Below are 18,715 nucleotides of genomic sequence, written 5' to 3' on the forward strand. Positions count from 1 at the left end.
AGCCGCGCCCCACCATGAACCTACTGGTCATTTCCCGCCATGACGACCTCGTCGAACGCCTCCGGATGGCCTTCGAGGGGGCCGGGCACCGGGTGCTGCACGCCCCCGACCCCCTGGCGGCCCTGGCGGACGACAGCTGGGACGAAGCCCATGTCCTCCTCGTGGACGCCCTGGGCGACCCCATGGATGGCTACCGGCTCTGCCGGCTCCTCCGTGGCGAATCGCGTGTCCTGTTCAGCAACCTCCCCATCTTCCTCGTGCTCGACCGCCCGGCCGAGGAGGCGGACACGCTGGCCCTCCAGGAGGCCGAAGGCGATGGCTTCATCGGGGCGGGCTACAGCATCCAGCAGCTGCTGAACCACCTGGGTCCCGTGATGGCCGGGGCCGCCTCGCGGGAGCAGGCGCCGAAGGTCCCCGTCCTGGCCCTGGGCCTCCACCCCGCCCTGGCCCAGCGTGCCCGGGACCTGCTGCAGCACTTCCACATGGAGGTGCATACCCCACCGCTCCGCAATGCCGCCCAGGCCCAGGAGGCCCTCCGGGCGCCGGTCCTGCTCCTGGGGCTCTCCGGTGGCGGCGTGCCGCGGGCCATGAAGCTGCTGGCCGGGCTCCGCGAATCCGGCGGGCTGCCCTACACCATCCTCCTGGGGCAGGTGCGGGACGAGGCCGTGCAACGGAAGCTGCTGCTGGCGGGGGTGTCGGACTGGCTGGGCCTGCCCCTCTCGGCCCCGCGGCTGCTCCACGCCTGCAAGCGGGCCATCGAGTGGGCCCACGCCAAGCGGATCCAGGCCGAGTTCGAGTCGGCCGTCCATGACCTCCGGGAGCGGCGGAGCATGCTGGAGATCGAGGCCGCGGCCCTCCGCAACGAGGTGCTGACGGACCCCCTCACCGAGCTCCTGAACCGGCGCGCCTTCGACCAGAACCTGGAGCATGCCCTCCTCCAGTGGGAGCGTCACCGCCGGTCGTTCGTGCTCCTGCTGGGCGACGTGGACCATTTCAAGCTCATCAACGACCGCTTCGGCCACCCCGTGGGTGACGAAGTGCTCCGGGAGATGGCCGCCCGCCTGCGCGCCTCGCTCCGCAAGTCCGACCTCGCCTTCCGCATCGGCGGCGAGGAATTCGCGGTCCTGCTGCCCGAGACCTCCCTGAAGGCCGGGACCGAAGTGGCTGACAAGCTCCGGCGCCGCATCGACGAGGAGGCCTTCCTCCTGGCCGGCGGGCAGACCATCTTCCCCACCATGAGCTTCGGCGTGGGGGGCCCCATGGACCTTGGACCCACCGGTCTGCTGTCCGCCGTGGACCGGGCGCTGTACCAGGCCAAGTCCCTGGGGCGCAACCGGGTGGTGGTCGCGGCGGGGGGCGAGGTCCCGCGCGGAAGCCTCAGCGGCGATAGCTGAAGAGATCCCCGATCCCGCGCAGCGAGAGCGTGAGGTCCACCCGGTTCTCGCGGCCGCCGGACACGAGGTTCGTGTTCAAGGCCACGTGGGTGAGCTTCAGGATGTAGGCCACGCAGGGCTCCACATAGGCCAGGGCCACCTGGCCCGAGGCGAACCTGTGCATCTCGAAGTCGTAGTTCCCGGAGAATTCGAGCCGCAACCGGTCGTCCCAGACCCGGTGGATCCCGCCCAGCTGGACGCCCCGCTGCCGGACCAGGAACCGGTTGATGCCCGTGGAGAAGTAGGCGAGGCTCAGCCGGCTGGCGGCGCTCGACTTCAGGTCCAGGCTCAGGGCGTTGTCGGACCCGCCTGGCCCCAGGTCCGAGGAGCGCCGGAAGTTGATCCGGAACCGCTCGTCCGGCTCCACGCTCAGGTCCGTGTCCAGGGAGGCCCAGCCCTTCTTGTAGCGGCCGTCGTTGAGGATGATCGGCGTCGCGTAGTACCGGGTGGAGATGCTCAGCCGGGCCAGGTCCGTGAAGGCCCCGCCGCCGGAGGGCCGCCCGAGGAAGTGCTGCTTCAGGCCCAGCTCCACGCTGCGCTCCCCGGAGGCGCTGTCGTTCACGCCGGGGGCGGAGTCCACGGCATCGAAGCGGGGGATGGCACCGGCCTCCCGGTAGCCACTGGTGTTGGTGAACCCGAAATAGGGCTCCAGGATGTGCTTCAGTTCGCCCGAGTAGCCCAGCAGGGTGAAGTGTTCGAAGGTCCGCCCCACCTGGGGCCCCGAGAGCCTGAGATGTTCCGAACCCACCAGCCGGGTGGCGGAAGGCCCGTCCACCTGGAAGGGGCTGATGGTCGACAGCGCCGCGGGAGCGACGGCGCTGCCATTGGCGCCGGCCGTCGGATCGAAGATCGGATTCCGGAGCGTGTTCGAGTAGTGGGTCACACGCCCCATCACCTCCAGGTCCGCGCGGAAGGGACCCCACTGGCCCAGGCGGCCGTGCAGGCGGGTGTTGGCGTCCTCCCGGCCCCACCCGTAGTCCTGGGGCGGGACCGTGACCATGATGGTTTTCGCGGGATCGGTGGGGTCCGGGATGTCGTAGCTGTAGCTGTCGATGAGGTAGGCGAACCGCCCCACCCGGAGACCGCCATCCAGGTAGAAGGGACCGAACACCGGCACGGGGAAAAAGCGGAACTCCCCCTGGGGCAGGGTTCGCCGTCGCAGGGAGGGGATGAAGCCCTGTGTGATCGAGGGGGTTCCCAGCTCATTGTTGTAGAAGAACGAGCGCTGCTCCGCCATGGAGAGGCTGAGGCTGCCGAAGGTGGTGTTCCGCCCCAGGTACAGGGCGGAATCGAAGCTCGGAGCGCCCAGCTGTCCCAGCCCTTTCCCGAAGTCCGCATCCACCATGTTGTCCGAGGCCTGGTTCACGTCGGCCGTGAGCTGCCAGCCGTCCTCCCGCTGCCAGACTTCCTTCAGGGCGTACCGGTAGCGCTGGATGCCGAGGGTCCGCTGGTGGATGGTCCGGCCCGAGAAGGTGCCGTAGTGAGTCGGATCGGGATTCCAGCGCAGCTCGCCGCCCCAGAGGGTGCCCTCCTTGCTGAAGTACTCCGGCGAGAAGGTGGCGTCCGCCGTGTCTCCCAGTACCTGGTAGTACGAGAGCCCCACCTGCGTACCGAATGAGCTCGAGGCGCCGAGGGTGGGCGGCAGGAGCCCCGAGGTCCGCTTGGCCTGGGCGGGATAGAGGGCGTAGGGCAGGTAGAAGATGGGAATGGGCCCGAGCCCCCGGAGCTGGATGCGGGGGTTCCACAGGGTCGCGAAGCCGTCCAGGTTCACCTTGAGGCTGGTGAGCCGGGCCTTCCAGCCCGGCTCCTCCTCGGGGCAGGGGCTCAGCTCCACGCCTTCGAATGCCCAGAGCTTCAGGGTGGTGAACGCCACATGGTTGGAACGCAAGGTCCAGCTTGGAGGCAGGTCCATCTGCAGGGCCCAGGCCTCGCCGGAGCGCCGCTTCCAGTCCATGCGGAGCCGTTCGCTCCGCAGGCGGAGCCCGGGAGCCTCGAGGCGGATGTGGCCCTCGGCTTCCAGGAGGCCGTCCTGGAGGTGGTACTCGATGCGGTCGGCCAGCAGGAGGATGCCCTCGGCCTGGATGGCGCCCTGCTCCAGGATCCAGGTGTCGCCCACCTCGCTGACCTTGTCGCCGCGCCAGTCGAAGGGAACCCGGCCGCCGCCGGGGCCCTGGTCCAGCCGGAAGGGGCGCAGGGGCATCAGCTCGGCGGGCGTGGGCGCCTGGAACGGGGGTGGATCCGGGATGGGTGGCAGGCCCTGGGCAGTCAGGGCCGCAGCCACCGCCCCCAGCGCCAGGCCCCTGCTCCGCCCCCGTCCCATGGCCGCCTCAGTGGACGTGCGGCAGGAAGCGCGCACTCAGGAGGAAGATGGCGACGCCGCCCAGGAGGGCCAGTGCCCCGCGGGGACCGGGTTCCTTCTGGACTTCCGGCAGCAGGTCCGAGCTGGCGACGTAGAGGGCCAATCCGCCTGTGAGCCCGAGCGTGGGGCCCGGGGGGAGGTGCAGCAGGGCCTGGCCCGTGGCCCCGAGCAGCGCCGCCAGGGCGAGGGTGCCCGCGGCCAGCAGCGCGCCCCGTTTCCCGAATCCGCGCACCAGGAAGATGGAGGCGATGGTGCCCCCCTCCGGAATCCGGTGGAGCAGGATGCCGAGGACCACCAGGGGCCCGAGGTTGCTGCCCATGGCCAGGGCCGCGCCGATGGAGACGCCGTCCATGAGGCTGTGGAGCGACAGCCCCACCAGGGCCATCACGCCGCTGATGGGCGAGCCGCGATGGGTCTCCTCCCCGTAGTGGAAGTGCAGCGTGATGCCGTGCTCCATCACATGCACCAGCAGGTACCCCGCGAGGACCCAGAAGGCGTTCCGCTCTCCGCCGATGGCGGGCTCGATGCATTCGGGGATCACGCGCACCAGGGTCACGGACAGCAGGTAGCCCGCGGCGACGCCGGAGAGCAGCCGCATGTAGTGGGCCCGCCCCTGCAGGAACCGCACGACCCCCCAGCCGCCCAGGAGGGTGGCCAGGGAGGCGAGGGGAGCCAGCCAGTAGAGGGCCACGGCCTACTCGGCCTTGGGCTTCTTGGCGGGAGCCTTCCTGGTGCTGGGGGCCTTGGCTTTCGGGACTTCGGGAACGGCCGCTTCGGCGTGGGCCTCGACGGCGGGCTCGGCCTTCCGGGCACGCCCCTTCGCCTTGGCGGGTTTCTCAACGGCGGGGGCGGCCGGTTCCGGGACCGGTTCAGCCTTGGCCGGGGCGGGTTCCGCCACGGCCACCTTGGCCCGGGGGGTGCGCTTGGGCTTTCCGGGGACGGCTTCCGCGGCCGGAGCGGGCGCGGCGCCCAGGCGGGGCCGGGGACTGGGGGTCAGCAGGCTGGCCACCAGGTCCGGTGTCGCCTTCGGCGGCTCGGGCAGGGGTTCGGAGGCGTCCGGGGAGGGCGTGGCGTCCTGGGCGCCGTTCCCGTTGCCCGGGGCCTCGGCCCGGTCGGACCCGCCCTTCCGGCGCCGACGGCGGCGCTTGCGCTTGCCCCCCTCGCCCTTGGCTTCGGCATCGTCGCCGTTCTCCTCCTCGCCCTCCTCCTCGTCCTCGGGCTTGGCACTCTCGAACAGGGCCCGCAGGCGCTCCCGCTCATCCAGGGCGGCCCGCTGGACATCGCGGCGGTCGTACTTGAAGGCCTCCTTCCGGGCCTCCTTCGCGCCATCGCCCAGGGCCTTGTCGAAGGAGATGGGGCTGTCGCCGCCGAGGACCACCGTCTCCTCCTCGGGAGGCGCCCCCTTCTCGCGATGGGGCTTCGTCGCGGGCTTCTCCGCGGGGATCTCCTCGGCGCGTTCCACCTCGGCGGTCATTTCGCCGTAGGACATGGACCAGTCGGCCTGGATGAGGATCCGGGCCTCGCTCTGCTCCTCCATCTGGGCCAGGTCGTGGCGCTTCTGGTTCAGGACGGCGGTGGCGATGGCGGGGGCCAGCTTCACGCGGATCTCCCCGATGCCGCCCTTGGCCAGGATGCCGTGGAGGCGCCGCACCACGGACAGGGCGAGGGCCTCGATGGTCTTCACTTTGCCGGTGCCCGCGCAGGTGGGGCAGGTCTCGTGGTTGACATGCTGGAGGCTGGGCCGGATGCGCTGGCGCGTCATCACCAGCACGCCGAACCGGTTGATCTTCCCCACCTCCATGCGGGCCTTGTCGGCCTTCAGGCAGTCCACCAGGCGGTCCTGCACCGCGCGGATGTGGGAATCGCGCTTCATGTCGATGAAGTCGATGGCGATGAGGCCGGCCAGGTCGCGCAGCCGCAGCTGGCGGGCCACCTCCTCGGCGGCCTCCATGTTGGTCTTGAACGCCATGTCCTCGACACCGTCGCCCGAGGTCTTGCCGCTGTTCACATCGATGGCCACGAGGGCCTCGGTCTGGTCCAGCACCAGGGCACCGCCGCTGGCGAGGGGCACCTTGCGGCCGTAGACGCGGTCGATCTGCTCCTCCAGCTGGAAGCGCGAGAAGAGGGGCTTCTTCCCCGTGTAGTGCTTCAGCACCTCCAGGTGCTGGGGCATGGTCCGCTTGAAGAAGGACTGCGCCGCGTGGAAGGTGTCCAGGTCGTCGATCTGGACCTCCTCGATGTCCGCCGTGAAGGCGTCCCGCAGGGTGCGGGTGACCACGTCGTCCTCCTGCCAGACGAGGCCGGGCCCGTGGCGGTGCTTGTATCGGTTCAGCACCTCCTTGTGCATGTCCAGGAGGTACTCCAGGTCGCGCTGGAAGTCCTCCTTGGTGACCCCCAGGCTGGCGGTGCGGACGATCACGCCGATGTCGGCGGGGATGTCCAGGCTGTCGATGAGCTGCTTGAAGTGCCGGCGCTCCTCGTTGCCCTCGATCTTGCGGCTGATCCCGTTCACCGGATTCCCGGGTGTGATGACCAGGTAGCGGCCCGCCAGGCTGATCTGGCCGGTCATCATGGCGCCCTTGGAGCCCAGTTCCTCGCGCACGGCCTGGACGAGGATCTCCTGGTCCCGCTGGAGGATGTCCTGGATGCGCCCGCGCCGGCCCTCGCCGCCCAGGTCCCGGGGCAGCTCGCCCAGGGGCAGGAAGCCGTTCTTCTGGCCGCCGAAATGGACGAAGGCGGCCTGGAGGCTGGTGTCCACGCGGACGACCCTGGCCTTGTAGAGATTGCCCTTGATCTTCTCGTTGTGGAGGAACTCCACGTCGTAGTCGAACAGGACGCCGTCGATCAGCGTCGCCACGCGGATCTCTTCGGGATCGGTGGCGTTGATCATCATGATCTTCTTGGGGTTCAAGGATGCTCCTCTGGGGCCGGAGGCCGCGTACCGCGGCTGGCGCAAGGCGGGCCCGGGGGCCCTGGGATGGGGATGGGTGGGATGGAAGGTCGGGATGCCGAAGGGGGCCCTGCCCTGACTTCGGCCGCCCGGATGGAAGCTGGGGACCAATCCCCGGGGTCAGGAGGCGGATGCCTCGATCTACCCGCAGGATCTCCAGACATTAAAGCAACTAGTTTCCCCGGGGGCAAGCACGATCGGTTTTGAAGTTACAGCGATGTCACAGGGGTGGCCTGGGTGGTTCACACCCGGCCTTCAGGCTTGGTCCCATGAAGGAGGTTTCCATGAAGACCCGTTCCCTGATCCTCGCGGCCCTTGCCGTGTTCGCGCTGGCCCCGGCCGCGTCCGCCCAGACGGTGACCGTCATGGGTTCCACCGCCCTGGGTCCCCTGGTGAAGCAGGCCGCCGAGGACTACATGAAGTCCCACCCCGGCGTCCAGATCGCCGTGAGCGGCGGCGGCTCCATGACCGGCCTCAACCAGGTCGTCAGCGGCGGCTGCACCATCGGCATCTCCGATGTGTTCGCCACCCCCCAGCAGGAGAAGACCGGCATCCGCAACTACAACCTCGTCATCGAGCCCTTCACGCTGATCGCCCACCCCGGCGTCGGGGTCACCAGCCTCAATGCCCAGCAGGCCGAGGACGTCTTCACCGGCAAGGTGAACAACTGGAAGGAAGTCGGCGGCAAGGACCAGAAGATCGTCCGCGTGAACCGCCCCACCTCTTCCGGCACCCGCGCCGTCCAGCAGCAGACGGTGCTCCACGGCAAGGAGTTCAGCAACAACCAGCTGGTGCAGGATTCCTCGGGCGCCGTGGCCAACACCGTGGCCACCACCCAGGGTGCCGTCTCCTTCATCGAGCTGGACTTCCTCAACCGCGCCAATGGCCGCTTCGTCGGCATCGCCTACAACGGCGCCTCCTGCACCAAGCAGGACGTCAGCTCCGGGAAGTATCCCCTCTTCTCCTTCGGCCACGCCTACACCAACCCCGCCAAGACCAATCCCCAGGTCCTGAAGGTGGCCGAGGACTTCCTGGCCTACATGCTGGGCCAGCACTTCCAGGACACCACGGTCCTCAAGGCCGGCTACATGCCCGTCGCCTACGTCAAGTCGCTGAAGGCGAAGCTCTGATCCACGCCCCAACACCTGCCCCACGTCACCCGGCGACCCCGCCGGGTGACGGCATGTAAAGGCGGCCCCATGCCAGACGCCTCCGACACCCTGCTCGATGCCCCCCCCTGCGCCTCGGACCCGACGCGGGAGAGCCCCGTCGTCGAATCCCTCCCGAAGGAACCGGCCTTCCGCCACAGCCGGCTCCAGCGGCTGGCCGACCGCTGGTCGCACCTCCTCTTCCTGACCTGCGGCCTCCTCGTCGTCGCCCTGATCGGCGGGATCCTCTACTTCCTGGCGGCCCGTGGCGCCGGCGCCTTCCTGCCCCTGGCCGGCAACACGGACAAGGTCCTCACCCTGAAGGAGGTCTTCCTCTCGGCCGACTGGGACCCCAATTCCGGGAAATTCGGAATCCTCCCCTTCATCGCCGGATCCCTGTCCGTGACCGGCCTCGCCCTCCTGCTCGCGGCCCCCACCGGCATCCTCACCGGGGTCTTCATCGCCAAGCTCGCCCCGGGGTGGATGAAGACGCTCATGCGCCAGGTCATGGACCTCCTCGTGGGCATCCCCTCCGTGGTCTACGGCATCTTCGGCCTCATGGTGGTGCTGCCCTGGGTGAGCGGGAAGTGGCTCTCGGACTCCCCCGCCGCCGGCTTTGCCGTGTCGGCCGCCATCCTCGCCGTCATGATCGTCCCCACCATCGTGAGCCTCTCCACGGACGCCTTCGAGTCCCTGCCCCTGGCCCTTGAGGAGGGTTCCCAGGCCCTCGGCTCCACCCGGTGGCAGGCCATCTGGCACGTGCTCATCCCGGCGGCGCGGCCGAGGCTGCTGACGGCGACGGTCCTCGGCCTGGGCCGGGCCATCGGCGAGGCCATGGCGATCCAAATGGTCATCGGGAACAACCCGCAGTGGATCGCCCTCATGCGCGGGGCCACGGACCAGACCCCGGTCCTCCGTTTCCTCTTCACGCCCGCCGCCACCCTGACCACGGAGCTGGTCCAGGAGCTCCCGAACACCGCCGCCGGCTCCACCTGGAACAACCTCCTGTTCGCCATGGGCCTGCTGCTCTACCTCATGACCATGGGGATCATCCTGGCCACGCGCCGGCTGGGCCGGCAGAGGAACGCCTGATGCCTGCCGCGATCTCCTACCGCCCCCGCCGCCTGTCCAGGGTGACCGACCGGGTCATGCGCCTGGCCCTCTGGGGCCTCGCCTTGGCCTTCATCGCCGTCCTCGCCGTGTTCGTGGGAGCCATCCTGAAACAGGGCTGGCCGGTCCTCAACCTGGGCTTCCTCACCCGCATGCCCGAGACCCTGGATGCGGGCGGCGGCATCAAGCCCGAGATCTTCAACTCCCTCTACCTCGTGGCCCTCTCCCTGGCCATCTCGCTGCCCATCGGCCTCGGGGCGGGCATCTACATGGCCGAGTACGCCGGCCAGGGCCGCATCCTCCGGTTCCTGCGCCTCTGCATCGAGACCCTGGCCGCCACGCCGTCCATCGTGCTGGCCCTGTTCGGCATGATCGTGTTCGTCCAGATGATGGGCTGGAGCTTCTCCATCCGCTCCGGCGCCGTCACCCTGGCCCTGCTGAACATCCCGGTCATCACCCGCGTCACCGAGGTGAGCCTGCTCGCCGTCCCGCGCGAGCTGAAGGAGGCCAGCTACGGCCTGGGCGCCACCCGGCTCCAGACCATCCTGAAGGTGGCGCTCCCCTATGCCGCCACGGGCATCCTCACCGGCCTGGTCCTCACCGCCGGCCGTGCCTTCGGCGAGAGCGCCATCCTCGTCTTCACGGCCGGGACCAACACCAGCCAGACCTTCCCCGACTTCCGCCTCACGGTCCCGGGAGAGACCCTGTCGGTCCACCTCTGGTACGTGACGTCCGACGGCACCCTGCCCGATGCCCGGGAGATCGCCGCGGGAACCGCCGCGGTCATGATCGTGGTGCTGCTTGTCCTGAACCTCTCGGTCCGGTTCCTGGATCGATTCATCCGCCGACGGACCCGCTGATGCTCAGCCCCCAGACCCCCGAAACCAAGCCCGTCAAGCTCTCGGTCCGCAACATGGACTTCCGCTATGGCGAGAAGAAGGTCCTGGATGGCCTCTCCCTGGACATCCACGCGGAGCGCGTCACCGCCATCATCGGCCCCAGCGGCTGCGGCAAGAGCACGTTCCTGAAGTGCTTCAACCGCATCCACGAGGTCTCCAGCGCCGTCAAGGTGAGCGGCGACATGCAGATCGATGGCGTGGACATCTACCGCGGCGGCATCGACGAGGTGGACCTCCGGCGCCGGGTGGGGATGGTGTTCCAGAAGCCCAACCCCTTCCCCAAGTCCATCTACGAGAACGTGGCCTTCGGTCCCCGCCTCTTCGGCGTGAAGGACAGGGCCACCCTGGACGGCATCGTCGAGGACGCCCTCCGCAAGTCCGCCCTCTGGGACGAGGTGAAGGACCGCCTCAAGGAGAGCGCCACCGGCATGAGCGGCGGCCAGCAGCAGCGCCTCTGCATCGCCCGGGCCCTCGCGGTCAATCCGGAGGTCCTCCTCATGGACGAGCCCTGCTCGGCCCTGGATCCCATCGCCACAGCCAAGATCGAGGAGCTCATCGGCGAGCTGAAGGAGAACCTCACCATCGTCATCGTCACCCACAACATGCAGCAGGCCGCCCGGGTGAGCGACTACACGGCCTTCTTCTGGCTGGGCAAACTGATCGAGATGGACCTGACCGAGCGGATCTTCACCACCCCTCGGGAACGGATGACGGAAGACTACCTGACCGGGAGATTCGGCTGATGCGGCACTTCGACACGGAACTCAAGAACCTTCGCGACGGCATCATGGCCATGGCCGGCATCGCGGAGGACATGATCGAGCTGACCATCCAGACCCTTGCCGAACGGTCCTCCGCCAAGGCGGATCGGGTGAACGAGCTGGACCGCCAGCTGGACGAGTGGGAGCTGAAGCTGGACCAGCTCTGCGTGGACCTCCTCGCCCTCCACTCCCCGGCGGCGACTGACCTGCGCCTCATCGCCTCGAGCCTGAAGATCATCCCCGAGCTGGAACGCATCGGCGACCACTGCTGCAACATCGCCCGGCGGGCCCCCATCGTCAATCCGCCGGTCCTGCCCGAGGGCCGCCTCGAGCGGCTGGGGCAGGAGACCCGGGGCATGGTTCGCCGGGCCGTGGATGCCTTCGTGGGCCACGACGCCGCCCTCGCCCGGGCGGTCATCCAGAGCGACGACTCGGTGGACGAGCTGTACGGCCAGATCTACCGGGAGCTGCTCCGCGTCATGCTCGCCGACCCCCTGGCCATCGAGCGCGCCAGCCACCTCATCCTGGTCATCAAGAACTGGGAGCGCATCGCGGACCAGGCCACCAACATCGCCGAGGAGGTGCTCTACATCCTCGAGGGACGGAGCGCCAAGCACCCCTACCTCCGCGGCAACGCGGCAGAGCAGTAGAGTTAGGTCATGCCCCAGATCCTCCTCCTTGAAGACGACACCGAGATCCGCCTCGGCCTCGAGCAGCACCTCCGGCGGGAGGGCTTCGGCGTCTCCTCCGTGGGAACCGGGAAGGAAGCCCTGCAGGCCCTCGCCGGGGCCGCCCAGGGACCCCGCCTGGAGGCGGCCCTCCTGGACCTGAGCCTCCCGGACATGGACGGCCTGGACGTGCTCCGCGCCATCCGCGCCGATCCCGCCCACCGGGGGCTCCCCGTCCTGCTGGTGACGGCCCGGAGCGAGGAGATCGACCGGGTGCTGGGCCTGGAGCTGGGGGCCGACGACTACATCTCCAAGCCCTTCTCCGCCCGGGAGCTGGCGGCCCGCCTGCGCGCCATCCTCCGCCGCTCCACCCCCGCCGAGACCCCCGAACGCACCCCCCAGCTCACCTTCGGCCCCATCAGCGTGGACCTGGACATGCACACGGCCCGCGTGGACGGACAGCTGGTGGACCTCACCCGCCGCGAGTTCGAGCTGCTGGCCTATTTCCTGAAGAACCCCCGCCGCGTCCTCACGCGGGAGAAGATCCTCCAGCAGGTCTGGGGCCTGGACTACCTGGGCGAGAGCCGGACCATCGACGCCCATGTGCGCCGGGTCCGCGCCAAGCTGGGCGAGGCCGCGGCGAACCACATCGAGACCGTGGTCGGCGTGGGCTACCGGCTGGGCGGGCCCGCCGGGGCCTGATCCGGCAGCAGGGGCAGCATGACGCGGAAGCAGGCCCCCTCGCCGGGCCGGCTCTCCACCGTCACCTCCCCGCCCATCAGGCGGCAGAGGTGCTTCACGATGGCCAGGCCCAGGCCGGTTCCCGGCTTGGCCTTGGCGGCCTGGGCCCGGTAGAACCGCTCGAAGATCCGCCCCTGCTCCGCCTCCGGGATGCCGGGGCCCTGGTCCGAGACCTCCCAGCGCAGGCCCTGGGAGGAGAGGGCCACCCGGAGGTCCACGGTGCCCCCCGGCGGACTGAACTTCACGGCGTTGGAGATCAGGTTCTCCAGGATCTGGCTGAGCCGGAGGGGATCGGCCACGAGCCGCGCCCCCTCGGGCGCCTCCTTGACCAGTCGGAGCCCCACGCCGGTGGCGCCGTGCCGGGACGCGAAATCCTCCCGGAGGTCGGCCAGGAAGGCGTCGAGGTCCAGGGTGACGGGCTCCAGCCGCATGGCCCCGCTCTCGATGCGGCTCAGCTCCGAGAGGTCCCCCAGGAGCAGGGCAAGCCGGTCCACGGAGCGCAGGATGGACTGGGCGTTGGCCTGGGCCGCCTCCGGCAGCCGCTCCTCCTGGAGGTTCTCCGCGGCGATGCGGATGGCGGTCACCGGCGTCTTCAGCTCATGGCTCACGTTGGAGATGAACTTCTGCCGGGTGGTCTCCAGGGCCTCCTGCCGGGTGATGTCGTCGAGGGTCAGCAGCACCCCGGCCACGGCCCCCGAGGGCGCGAAGGGGATGGCCCGCACCCGCAGGCTCCGGGCCGCCCGGTTGAGCCGCCATTCCGAGGGGATGCCCAGGTAGGCCCGCTGGATGGCCACGGGGCTTTCCGGGTCCCCGAACACCGCGCCGGTCACCATGCCCGCCGCCAGGGGCGCGCCCAGGCCCATCAGGCGCTGGGCCGCGGGGTTGTAGATCTCCAGGGTCTGGGCGGCTCCGAACAGCAGGACCCCCTCTTCCAGTCGCGTCATCATGCTCCGGAGCAGCTCGTCCTCCCGGGCGGCGCGCTCCCGCAGGTCCAGGTTCTCCTGCTCCAGGGCGGACCAGGCGCCGGGGAGATCCTCGATGGCCATGGGCCGGGTCTCCCGCAGGAGCTGGTTGAGCGGTTCGGCCACGAGCCGGACCTGCCAGCGGGCCATGAGCACCAGCACCAGGGCCAGGCTGGCCAGGAGGCCGAGGGTCCAGCCCGGGGAGACCCCCTTCTGCACGCTCATGCCCAGGCCGAGGCCCAGGAAGAGCATGGCGCCCAGGGAGAGCAGGGCCCGGCCCATGAAGGCCGAGAGCGCGGTGCCGGGGCTTCCGGCCGGTTCCTGAGGGTCCATGACCTCTGACCTTACACCGCCGGCATCCAGGCAGGACAGGCCTTCTCGGGCAATTTACACGCCGGTCACAGCCCCGATCCAGATACAGTTGAGATGGTGTCCTATGGAGCGGCCATGTCTCTGAATTCGCTGATGCGCTGGTTGAAACCCCGGGAGATGGTCTTCTTCGACCTGCTGGAATCCGCCACGAGCAACACCTACCAGGCGGCCCAGCTCTTCGACCGCGAGATCCGCACCGGGGATCCGGTCCGCTTCGCCGAGCTGCGCCGGCAGATGAAGGACCTGGAGCACACCGGGGACGACATCACCCACGAGATCATCGACCGCCTGAATTCCACCTTCGTGACGCCGATCGAGCGGGAGGACATCCTCCACCTGGCCCACGCCATCGATGACGTGGTGGACCGCATCCACGCGGTCTGCGAGCGCCTCATCCTCTACCGGATCGCCTCCGTGAAGCCCGCCGTGACCGAGATCAGCTCCCTGCTCGTCGAGGGCGCGGGGGAGCTGCTGCACCTGGTCCGCTCCCTGCGGAACATGTCCAACGGCAAGGAGATCCGCGACCGCATCCGGCGCGTCCATACCCTCGAGAACAAGGCCGATTCCATCTACCACGCCGCCCTGGCGGAGATCTTCGAGGATCCGAAGGATCCCATCGAGCTCATCAAGTGGAAGGAGATCCTCGAGCAGGTGGAGGACGCCACCGACAAGGTCGAACTGGTGGCCAAGGTCGTGGGCTCCACCGTCATGAAGAACGCCTGAGGATTCCATGCTCCTCGCGCTGGTCATCATCGTCTTCCTGGCCCTGACCTTCGACTACATCAACGGGTTCCACGACACCGCGAACGCCATCGCCACGGTGGTCTCCACGGGGGTCCTGTCGGCCCGCAAAGCCGTCCTGATGGCCGGCATCCTGAACTTCGGCGGGGCCCTCATGGGCGTCGAGGTGGCCACGACCATCGCCAAGGGCATCGCCGACAGCAGCCTCGTGGTCCCGGCGGTGGTCGTCGCCGCCCTGCTGGCCGCCATCGCCTGGAACCTCATCACCTGGTGGTTCGGCATCCCGTCCAGCTCCAGCCATGCCCTGGTGGGCGGCCTTGCGGGCGCCGTGGTGGCCCACGCGGGACGGAGCGCGCTCCACACCGCCAAGCTGGAGGAGGTGGCCACCTTCCTGGTGGTGTCCCCCATCCTCGGCTTCTTCCTGGCCATGCTCCTCATCCTGGCCCTCCTCTGGATCTGCCGCCGCATGCTCGGTCAGCGCGTGAACGTGGCCTTCCGCAAGCTCCAGCTCCTCTCCGCCGGTGCCATGGCCTTCGCCCACGGCACCAACGATGCCCAGAAATCCATGGGCATCATCGCCCTCGCGCTCATCACCTACGGGAAGATCGCCTCCCACGGCACCAGCGTGGCCGTGCCCCTCTGGGTGAAGCTCGCCTGCGCCCTGGCCATGGGCCTCGGGACGCTCTCCGGAGGCTGGAAGATCATCCGGACCATGGGCACCAAGATCGTCAAGCTGCGCCCCATCCACGGCTTCGCCGCGGAGACGGCCTCGGCCATCGTCATCCTGGGCGCCGCCCGCGCGGGCATCCCCGTGAGCACCACCCACGTCATCGCCGGCTCCATCATGGGCGTGGGCGCCAGCACGAACGTCTCCGCCGTGCGCTGGGGCATCGCCGGCAACATGGTGGTGGCCTGGGTCCTCACGATCCCGGTGAGCGCCCTGCTGGCGGGCGGCTTCCTGAAGCTGGTGGCGCCCTTCTTCTGACGGCCTGAATTCACGAGGATTCCCCGGGTCCGTCGAACGTCCGTCATCCCGCGGACCGATCTTTTCAGACCCGGGTTTCCCGGGGCTTGATGCCCCGGAAACCCCGTCACCGCGCCGTTCCGGCTTGTTGCCGACAATTTGCCCGGCGCGCCACGGGTGTGTCATGCCCCCGTCCGACCCTGGTACCACACCAGGGAGGAAGGCCATGACCATCGAGACCCTACCCGCTCATCCCGAGGGTTCGCGCTACGTGGTGCGCGCCCTCACCAGCGAGGACTTCGGGCACCTCCGCCGACTGGAGTCCGAGATCTGGCGCGAGGACGGCAGCGGCGAGCTGTGCCCCCACTACCTGCGCCTCTGCACGGAGCTCTACCGGGACTGGTGCTTCCTGGCCATGGACGGCGACCGGCCCGCGGGCTACGTCCTCAACTTCGCCAAGGGACGCACAGCCTACTGCGCCACCCTCGCCGTGCACCCGGACTACCAGAAGACACGGGTCAACTACCTGCTCATCCGCGCCATGGTGACCAAGCTGGTGCAGGAGGAGGTGGAGGAAGTCCGCTTCCTGGTGGAGCCGGGCAACACCGACGCCCGCAGCATCCACAACGCCCTGGGCGCCCGGGTGGTGGAGGAGGTGCGCGACTTCTACGGCCCCGGCGACGTGCGCCTCTGGTCGGTCATCACGAAGGAGGACCTCGAGCGCGTCCGGGCCCGCTATACCCGCCTGAAGCTGGTGTCCTAGATGTCCTGGACCGGCGTCCTCTGGCCCACCTTCGCCCTTCTCCCCCGCCTGGCGGCGGGCGCGGAACCCCAGTCCGGCCTGCATCGCTGGGCCCGGCGTCTGCTGCCCGCCCTGGGGGTGGATCTCGAGGTCCAGGGGCACCTGAGAACGGACCTGCCCCTCTGGGTGGCCAACCACCTGAGCTGGGTGGACCCGGTGGTGCTCATGAGCCTGCGCCCCATGGGCACGGTGGCCAAGGGCGAGGTCACGGGCTATCCCCTGATCGGGAACTGGGCCCGAAGATCCGGGCTCCACTTCGTGGACCGCGAGGATCCCGCCAGCCGCGCCGCGGCCCTGGCGGCCTTCACGGGCTCCCTCCGCGAAGGGCGGCCCATGCTCCTCTTCCCCGAGGGCACCACCACGCGCGGGGAAGGCCTGGCCCCCTTCTACGAGGGCGGCCTGCGCTCGGCCCACGCCTTGGGCCTGCCGGCCCAGCCGACCCGCATCAGCACCCCCGCCCCGCACTATCCCTGGACCGGCGACGAGACCCTGCTCCCCCACCTCCGCACCCTCCTGGCCACACGCACCCCCGTGGTCGTGGAAGCCCTGGAGCCCTTGCATCCGGCCGACTTCCCAGACCCCGCCGACTGGGTCGCCGCCTTCCGCGCCGCCCTCACCCCCCGGAGCCCCGATGTCCGCTGACGCGATCTTCCAGGGCCTCCGAACGGGATTGACCCCCTTCCTGGGCCTGCCCCTGACGCTGGAACCCCGGGCGGTGGCAGGCGTCGTCCTGGGGGCGCCCTGCGACGCCGGCGTCCTGCACCGTCCCGGCGCCCGCCTGGGCCCCTGGGCCCTCCGGGCTGCCGCCATGGGCCTGGGCACCCGGCCCATGCCCGAGCGCCTGCGGGAAGGCCGCGAGCCCCTCGCCCCGGCCGCGGCCGAAGGCTGGGTGGATGGCGGCAACATCCCGACCCTGCCCTTCTCCCTGGGCGAGGCCCTGGCGGCCGTCCAGGCCACGGTGGGGGACTGGGTCCGCTTCGGTTGCCGAACCCTGATGCTGGGCGGCGACCATGCGATGACGCTGGGGGCCCTGCGGGCCCTGGCCCGGCAGCATGGTCCCCTGGGCCTCCTCCACCTGGATGCCCATCCGGATGCCGCCGATGGCGCCGCCTGGGGCACGGAGATCCACCACGGCACCTGGGTCCGCCAGGCCCTCCTGGAGGGGCTCCTCGATCCGGAGCGCGTGCTCCAGGCCGGCCTGCGGGCGCCCCGCTTCGACGACGGGGAGCTGGCCTTCCTGGCCGCGGCCGGGGTGCGGATGTGGAGCCCCGCGGACCTCCGGGATCCCCTGTTGTCCCTGCAGTTGAAGGAGGACCTGGCCCGCGTGGGCGAGGGACCCGCCTACGTGAGCGTGGACCTGGACGCCCTCGATCCGGTCCTGGCGCCGGCGGTGGCCGAACCCGTTCCGGGCGGCCTCGCCCTGGCGGAGGCCCTCCGTCTCGTCCACGCCGCGCGCGCCTGGCCGCGCCCTTGGGTGGGCGCCGACCTGATGGAACTGGCCCCGGACCTGGAGGGCGGCGAGGCCACCGCCCGTGTAGCCGCCCACCTGGCCCTTCACCTGCTCGCCTGAGGTGCCCCATGAACCGCGACGCCCTCGAGACCTTCCGCACCTGCCTCGGTGAGCCCGGCTGGGACGACATCGTGGTGGGTCACGATTTCGGCTTCCTCGACCCCACGCAGATCCAGGCCTGGGCGACCTCCCGAGGCGGGGGCCCGGGTCTGGCCGCCCTGCGGGGACTGGCCGGATCGGATCTCCGGGACTTCGAGTCCACCCTCTGGGCCGCCTGCACCGAGGCCACCGGCAAGACGCCGCGGCCCGGGAGCGCCCGCTGGGCCCATGCCCAGGACCGCTGGCGCCTGGCCGTCCTCCGCGACGCCCTGGCCACGGAATCCACCCTGCCCCAGCTGGCCCTTCGCGTCGAACGGCTCTACGAGCAGGTGGGCTGCCCCGAGGACATGCTCTCCATGCTGCGCCCTGCGCAGCCCTGGAGCGGCCTCCCCGCCACCGTGGACGCCGGTGCCATCCTCCGCTTCCTGGACCGCTTCCGGCTCCGGCCCGAGCCGGCCTGACATGAACGAGGGGGGACCGCCTGCGCCCCTTCGGGTCGCCATGTCCCCCCTCGTGCTCCCCCACGCGATGTCCCGGCCAAGCCGGGACATCGCGTCTGATTCAGCGCAGTGGCACGAAGGCCACGGGCAGCAGGCGCTCGGGATGGGCGGGGCCGCCGCGGTAGCGGGTCAGCCACTGGGTCTCCCAGGGGGTTCCGATCGGCGAGAGGAGGATGCCGCCGGGCGTGAGCTGGTCCCACAGGGCCTCCGGTACCGCCGGGGCCGTGCAGCTGAGGACGATCGCATCGAACGGGGCCGCGTCGGGCCAGCCGCGGGCTCCGTCGGCCAGGTGCACCACGGCATTCCCGACGCCCAATTCCCCCAGCAGGGCGGAGGACTGGGCCACCAGGTCCGGTTCCAGCTCCAGGGCCACCACCTCCCGGGCCAGCCGCGCCAGGACGGCGGCGAAATAGCCGCTGCCGGAACCCACCTCCAGCACCCGCTCCGTACCCGCCAGCTCCAGGGCTTCGGCCATGAAGGCCACGATGTAGGGCTGGGAGATGGTCTGGCCCCGGCCGATGGGCAGGGGGTGATCGCCGTGGGCCTCGGCCCGCCCGGAGGCCGGCACGAACCGGTGGCGGGGAACCTCGACCAGGGCCGACAGCACCCGTGGATCCCGGACGCCCCGCGCCGCGATCTGGGTCATCACCATGGCCTCCCGGGCCTCCCGAAGATCCACCGTCCAAGCCTCCGGCA

Annotated in this window: 18 protein-coding genes; 13 read left to right on the forward strand and 5 right to left on the reverse strand. The window is 70.1% G+C overall.

Annotated features, from left to right (window positions below; genetic code table 11):
* Positions 1-14 precede the first annotated feature (14 nt).
* On the forward strand, positions 15-1,394 hold the full coding sequence (locus QSJ33_RS03035; protein WP_285722832.1) for a GGDEF domain-containing protein: 1,380 nt from the start codon (positions 15-17) through the stop codon (positions 1,392-1,394).
* Here QSJ33_RS03035 and QSJ33_RS03040 read toward each other — a convergent pair.
* Genes QSJ33_RS03040 through QSJ33_RS03050 form a run of 3 tightly spaced genes read right to left on the reverse strand, consistent with a single transcriptional unit; the run spans position 1,378 to position 6,703 of the window.
* Positions 1,378-3,753 carry an LPS-assembly protein LptD gene (locus QSJ33_RS03040; protein ID WP_285722834.1) on the reverse strand — a complete coding sequence of 792 codons (2,376 nt, stop codon included), beginning with the start codon at positions 3,751-3,753 and terminating at the stop codon, positions 1,378-1,380. The two genes, QSJ33_RS03035 and QSJ33_RS03040, sit on opposite strands and share 17 nt — an antisense overlap.
* Before the next feature lie 7 nt (positions 3,754-3,760).
* Entirely contained in the window at positions 3,761-4,483 is a 723-nt protein-coding gene (locus QSJ33_RS03045; protein ID WP_285722835.1) for a ZIP family metal transporter, read from the reverse strand.
* Between the two features lie 3 nt (positions 4,484-4,486).
* Positions 4,487-6,703, reverse strand: coding sequence for an Rne/Rng family ribonuclease (locus QSJ33_RS03050; RefSeq protein ID WP_285722836.1), 2,217 nt, complete (start codon positions 6,701-6,703; stop codon positions 4,487-4,489).
* A gap of 323 nt (positions 6,704-7,026) precedes the next feature.
* Between QSJ33_RS03050 and QSJ33_RS03055 the strand changes: the two genes are divergently transcribed.
* From QSJ33_RS03055 to QSJ33_RS03080, 6 genes are all read left to right on the forward strand, one after another.
* Positions 7,027-7,872: a substrate-binding domain-containing protein gene (locus QSJ33_RS03055; protein WP_285722838.1), complete on the forward strand. Its 846-nt coding sequence runs from the start codon at positions 7,027-7,029 to the stop codon at positions 7,870-7,872.
* Between the two features lie 69 nt (positions 7,873-7,941).
* Positions 7,942-8,982 carry a phosphate ABC transporter permease subunit PstC gene (gene pstC / locus QSJ33_RS03060; RefSeq protein WP_285722839.1) on the forward strand — a complete coding sequence of 347 codons (1,041 nt, stop codon included), beginning with the start codon at positions 7,942-7,944 and terminating at the stop codon, positions 8,980-8,982.
* Positions 8,982-9,860, forward strand: a complete 879-nt coding sequence (gene pstA / locus QSJ33_RS03065) for a phosphate ABC transporter permease PstA (protein ID WP_285722840.1) — start codon at positions 8,982-8,984, stop codon at positions 9,858-9,860. The genes pstC and pstA overlap by 1 nt, the downstream gene beginning before the upstream one ends.
* Positions 9,860-10,642, forward strand: a complete 783-nt coding sequence (gene pstB, locus QSJ33_RS03070) for a phosphate ABC transporter ATP-binding protein PstB (RefSeq protein ID WP_285722842.1) — start codon at positions 9,860-9,862, stop codon at positions 10,640-10,642. Before pstA ends, pstB begins: the two co-directional genes overlap by 1 nt.
* Positions 10,642-11,310, forward strand: coding sequence for a phosphate signaling complex protein PhoU (gene phoU / locus QSJ33_RS03075; RefSeq protein ID WP_285722844.1), 669 nt, complete (start codon positions 10,642-10,644; stop codon positions 11,308-11,310). Before pstB ends, phoU begins: the two co-directional genes overlap by 1 nt.
* Before the next feature lie 9 nt (positions 11,311-11,319).
* On the forward strand, positions 11,320-12,030 hold the full coding sequence (locus QSJ33_RS03080; protein ID WP_285722845.1) for a response regulator transcription factor: 711 nt from the start codon (positions 11,320-11,322) through the stop codon (positions 12,028-12,030).
* On the opposite strand, the gene QSJ33_RS03085 is transcribed toward QSJ33_RS03080, so the two are convergent.
* Positions 12,000-13,364 carry a sensor histidine kinase gene (locus QSJ33_RS03085; protein ID WP_285722847.1) on the reverse strand — a complete coding sequence of 455 codons (1,365 nt, stop codon included), beginning with the start codon at positions 13,362-13,364 and terminating at the stop codon, positions 12,000-12,002. The two genes, QSJ33_RS03080 and QSJ33_RS03085, sit on opposite strands and share 31 nt — an antisense overlap.
* Positions 13,365-13,478: 114 nt before the next feature.
* Between QSJ33_RS03085 and QSJ33_RS03090 the strand changes: the two genes are divergently transcribed.
* The 6 genes from QSJ33_RS03090 to QSJ33_RS03115 all read left to right on the forward strand — a co-directional run bounded on the left by QSJ33_RS03090 (position 13,479) and on the right by QSJ33_RS03115 (position 17,980).
* Entirely contained in the window at positions 13,479-14,126 is a 648-nt protein-coding gene (locus QSJ33_RS03090) for a DUF47 domain-containing protein (protein ID WP_285722848.1), read from the forward strand.
* Between the two features lie 7 nt (positions 14,127-14,133).
* Positions 14,134-15,129: an inorganic phosphate transporter gene (locus QSJ33_RS03095; RefSeq protein ID WP_285722850.1), complete on the forward strand. Its 996-nt coding sequence runs from the start codon at positions 14,134-14,136 to the stop codon at positions 15,127-15,129.
* 205 nt (positions 15,130-15,334) lie between these two features.
* Positions 15,335-15,871: a GNAT family N-acetyltransferase gene (locus tag QSJ33_RS03100; RefSeq protein ID WP_285722851.1), complete on the forward strand. Its 537-nt coding sequence runs from the start codon at positions 15,335-15,337 to the stop codon at positions 15,869-15,871.
* On the forward strand, positions 15,872-16,552 hold the full coding sequence (locus tag QSJ33_RS03105) for a lysophospholipid acyltransferase family protein (protein WP_285722852.1): 681 nt from the start codon (positions 15,872-15,874) through the stop codon (positions 16,550-16,552).
* Entirely contained in the window at positions 16,542-17,480 is a 939-nt protein-coding gene (locus tag QSJ33_RS03110; protein WP_285722854.1) for an arginase family protein, read from the forward strand. The genes QSJ33_RS03105 and QSJ33_RS03110 overlap by 11 nt, the downstream gene beginning before the upstream one ends.
* An 8-nt stretch (positions 17,481-17,488) precedes the next feature.
* The gene (locus QSJ33_RS03115) at positions 17,489-17,980 is read left to right on the forward strand and encodes a hypothetical protein (protein WP_285722855.1); all 492 of its coding nucleotides are present in this window, start codon (positions 17,489-17,491) and stop codon (positions 17,978-17,980) included.
* 100 nt (positions 17,981-18,080) lie between these two features.
* On the opposite strand, the gene QSJ33_RS03120 is transcribed toward QSJ33_RS03115, so the two are convergent.
* A complete protein-coding gene (locus QSJ33_RS03120; protein ID WP_285722856.1) occupies positions 18,081-18,698 on the reverse strand; it encodes a protein-L-isoaspartate(D-aspartate) O-methyltransferase in 618 nt (205 codons plus the stop codon).
* Positions 18,699-18,715: the final 17 nt, after the last annotated feature.

Origin of the sequence: Geothrix rubra (genome assembly GCF_030268065.1) — a bacterium.
GTDB classification, from domain to species: domain Bacteria; phylum Acidobacteriota; class Holophagae; order Holophagales; family Holophagaceae; genus Geothrix; species Geothrix rubra.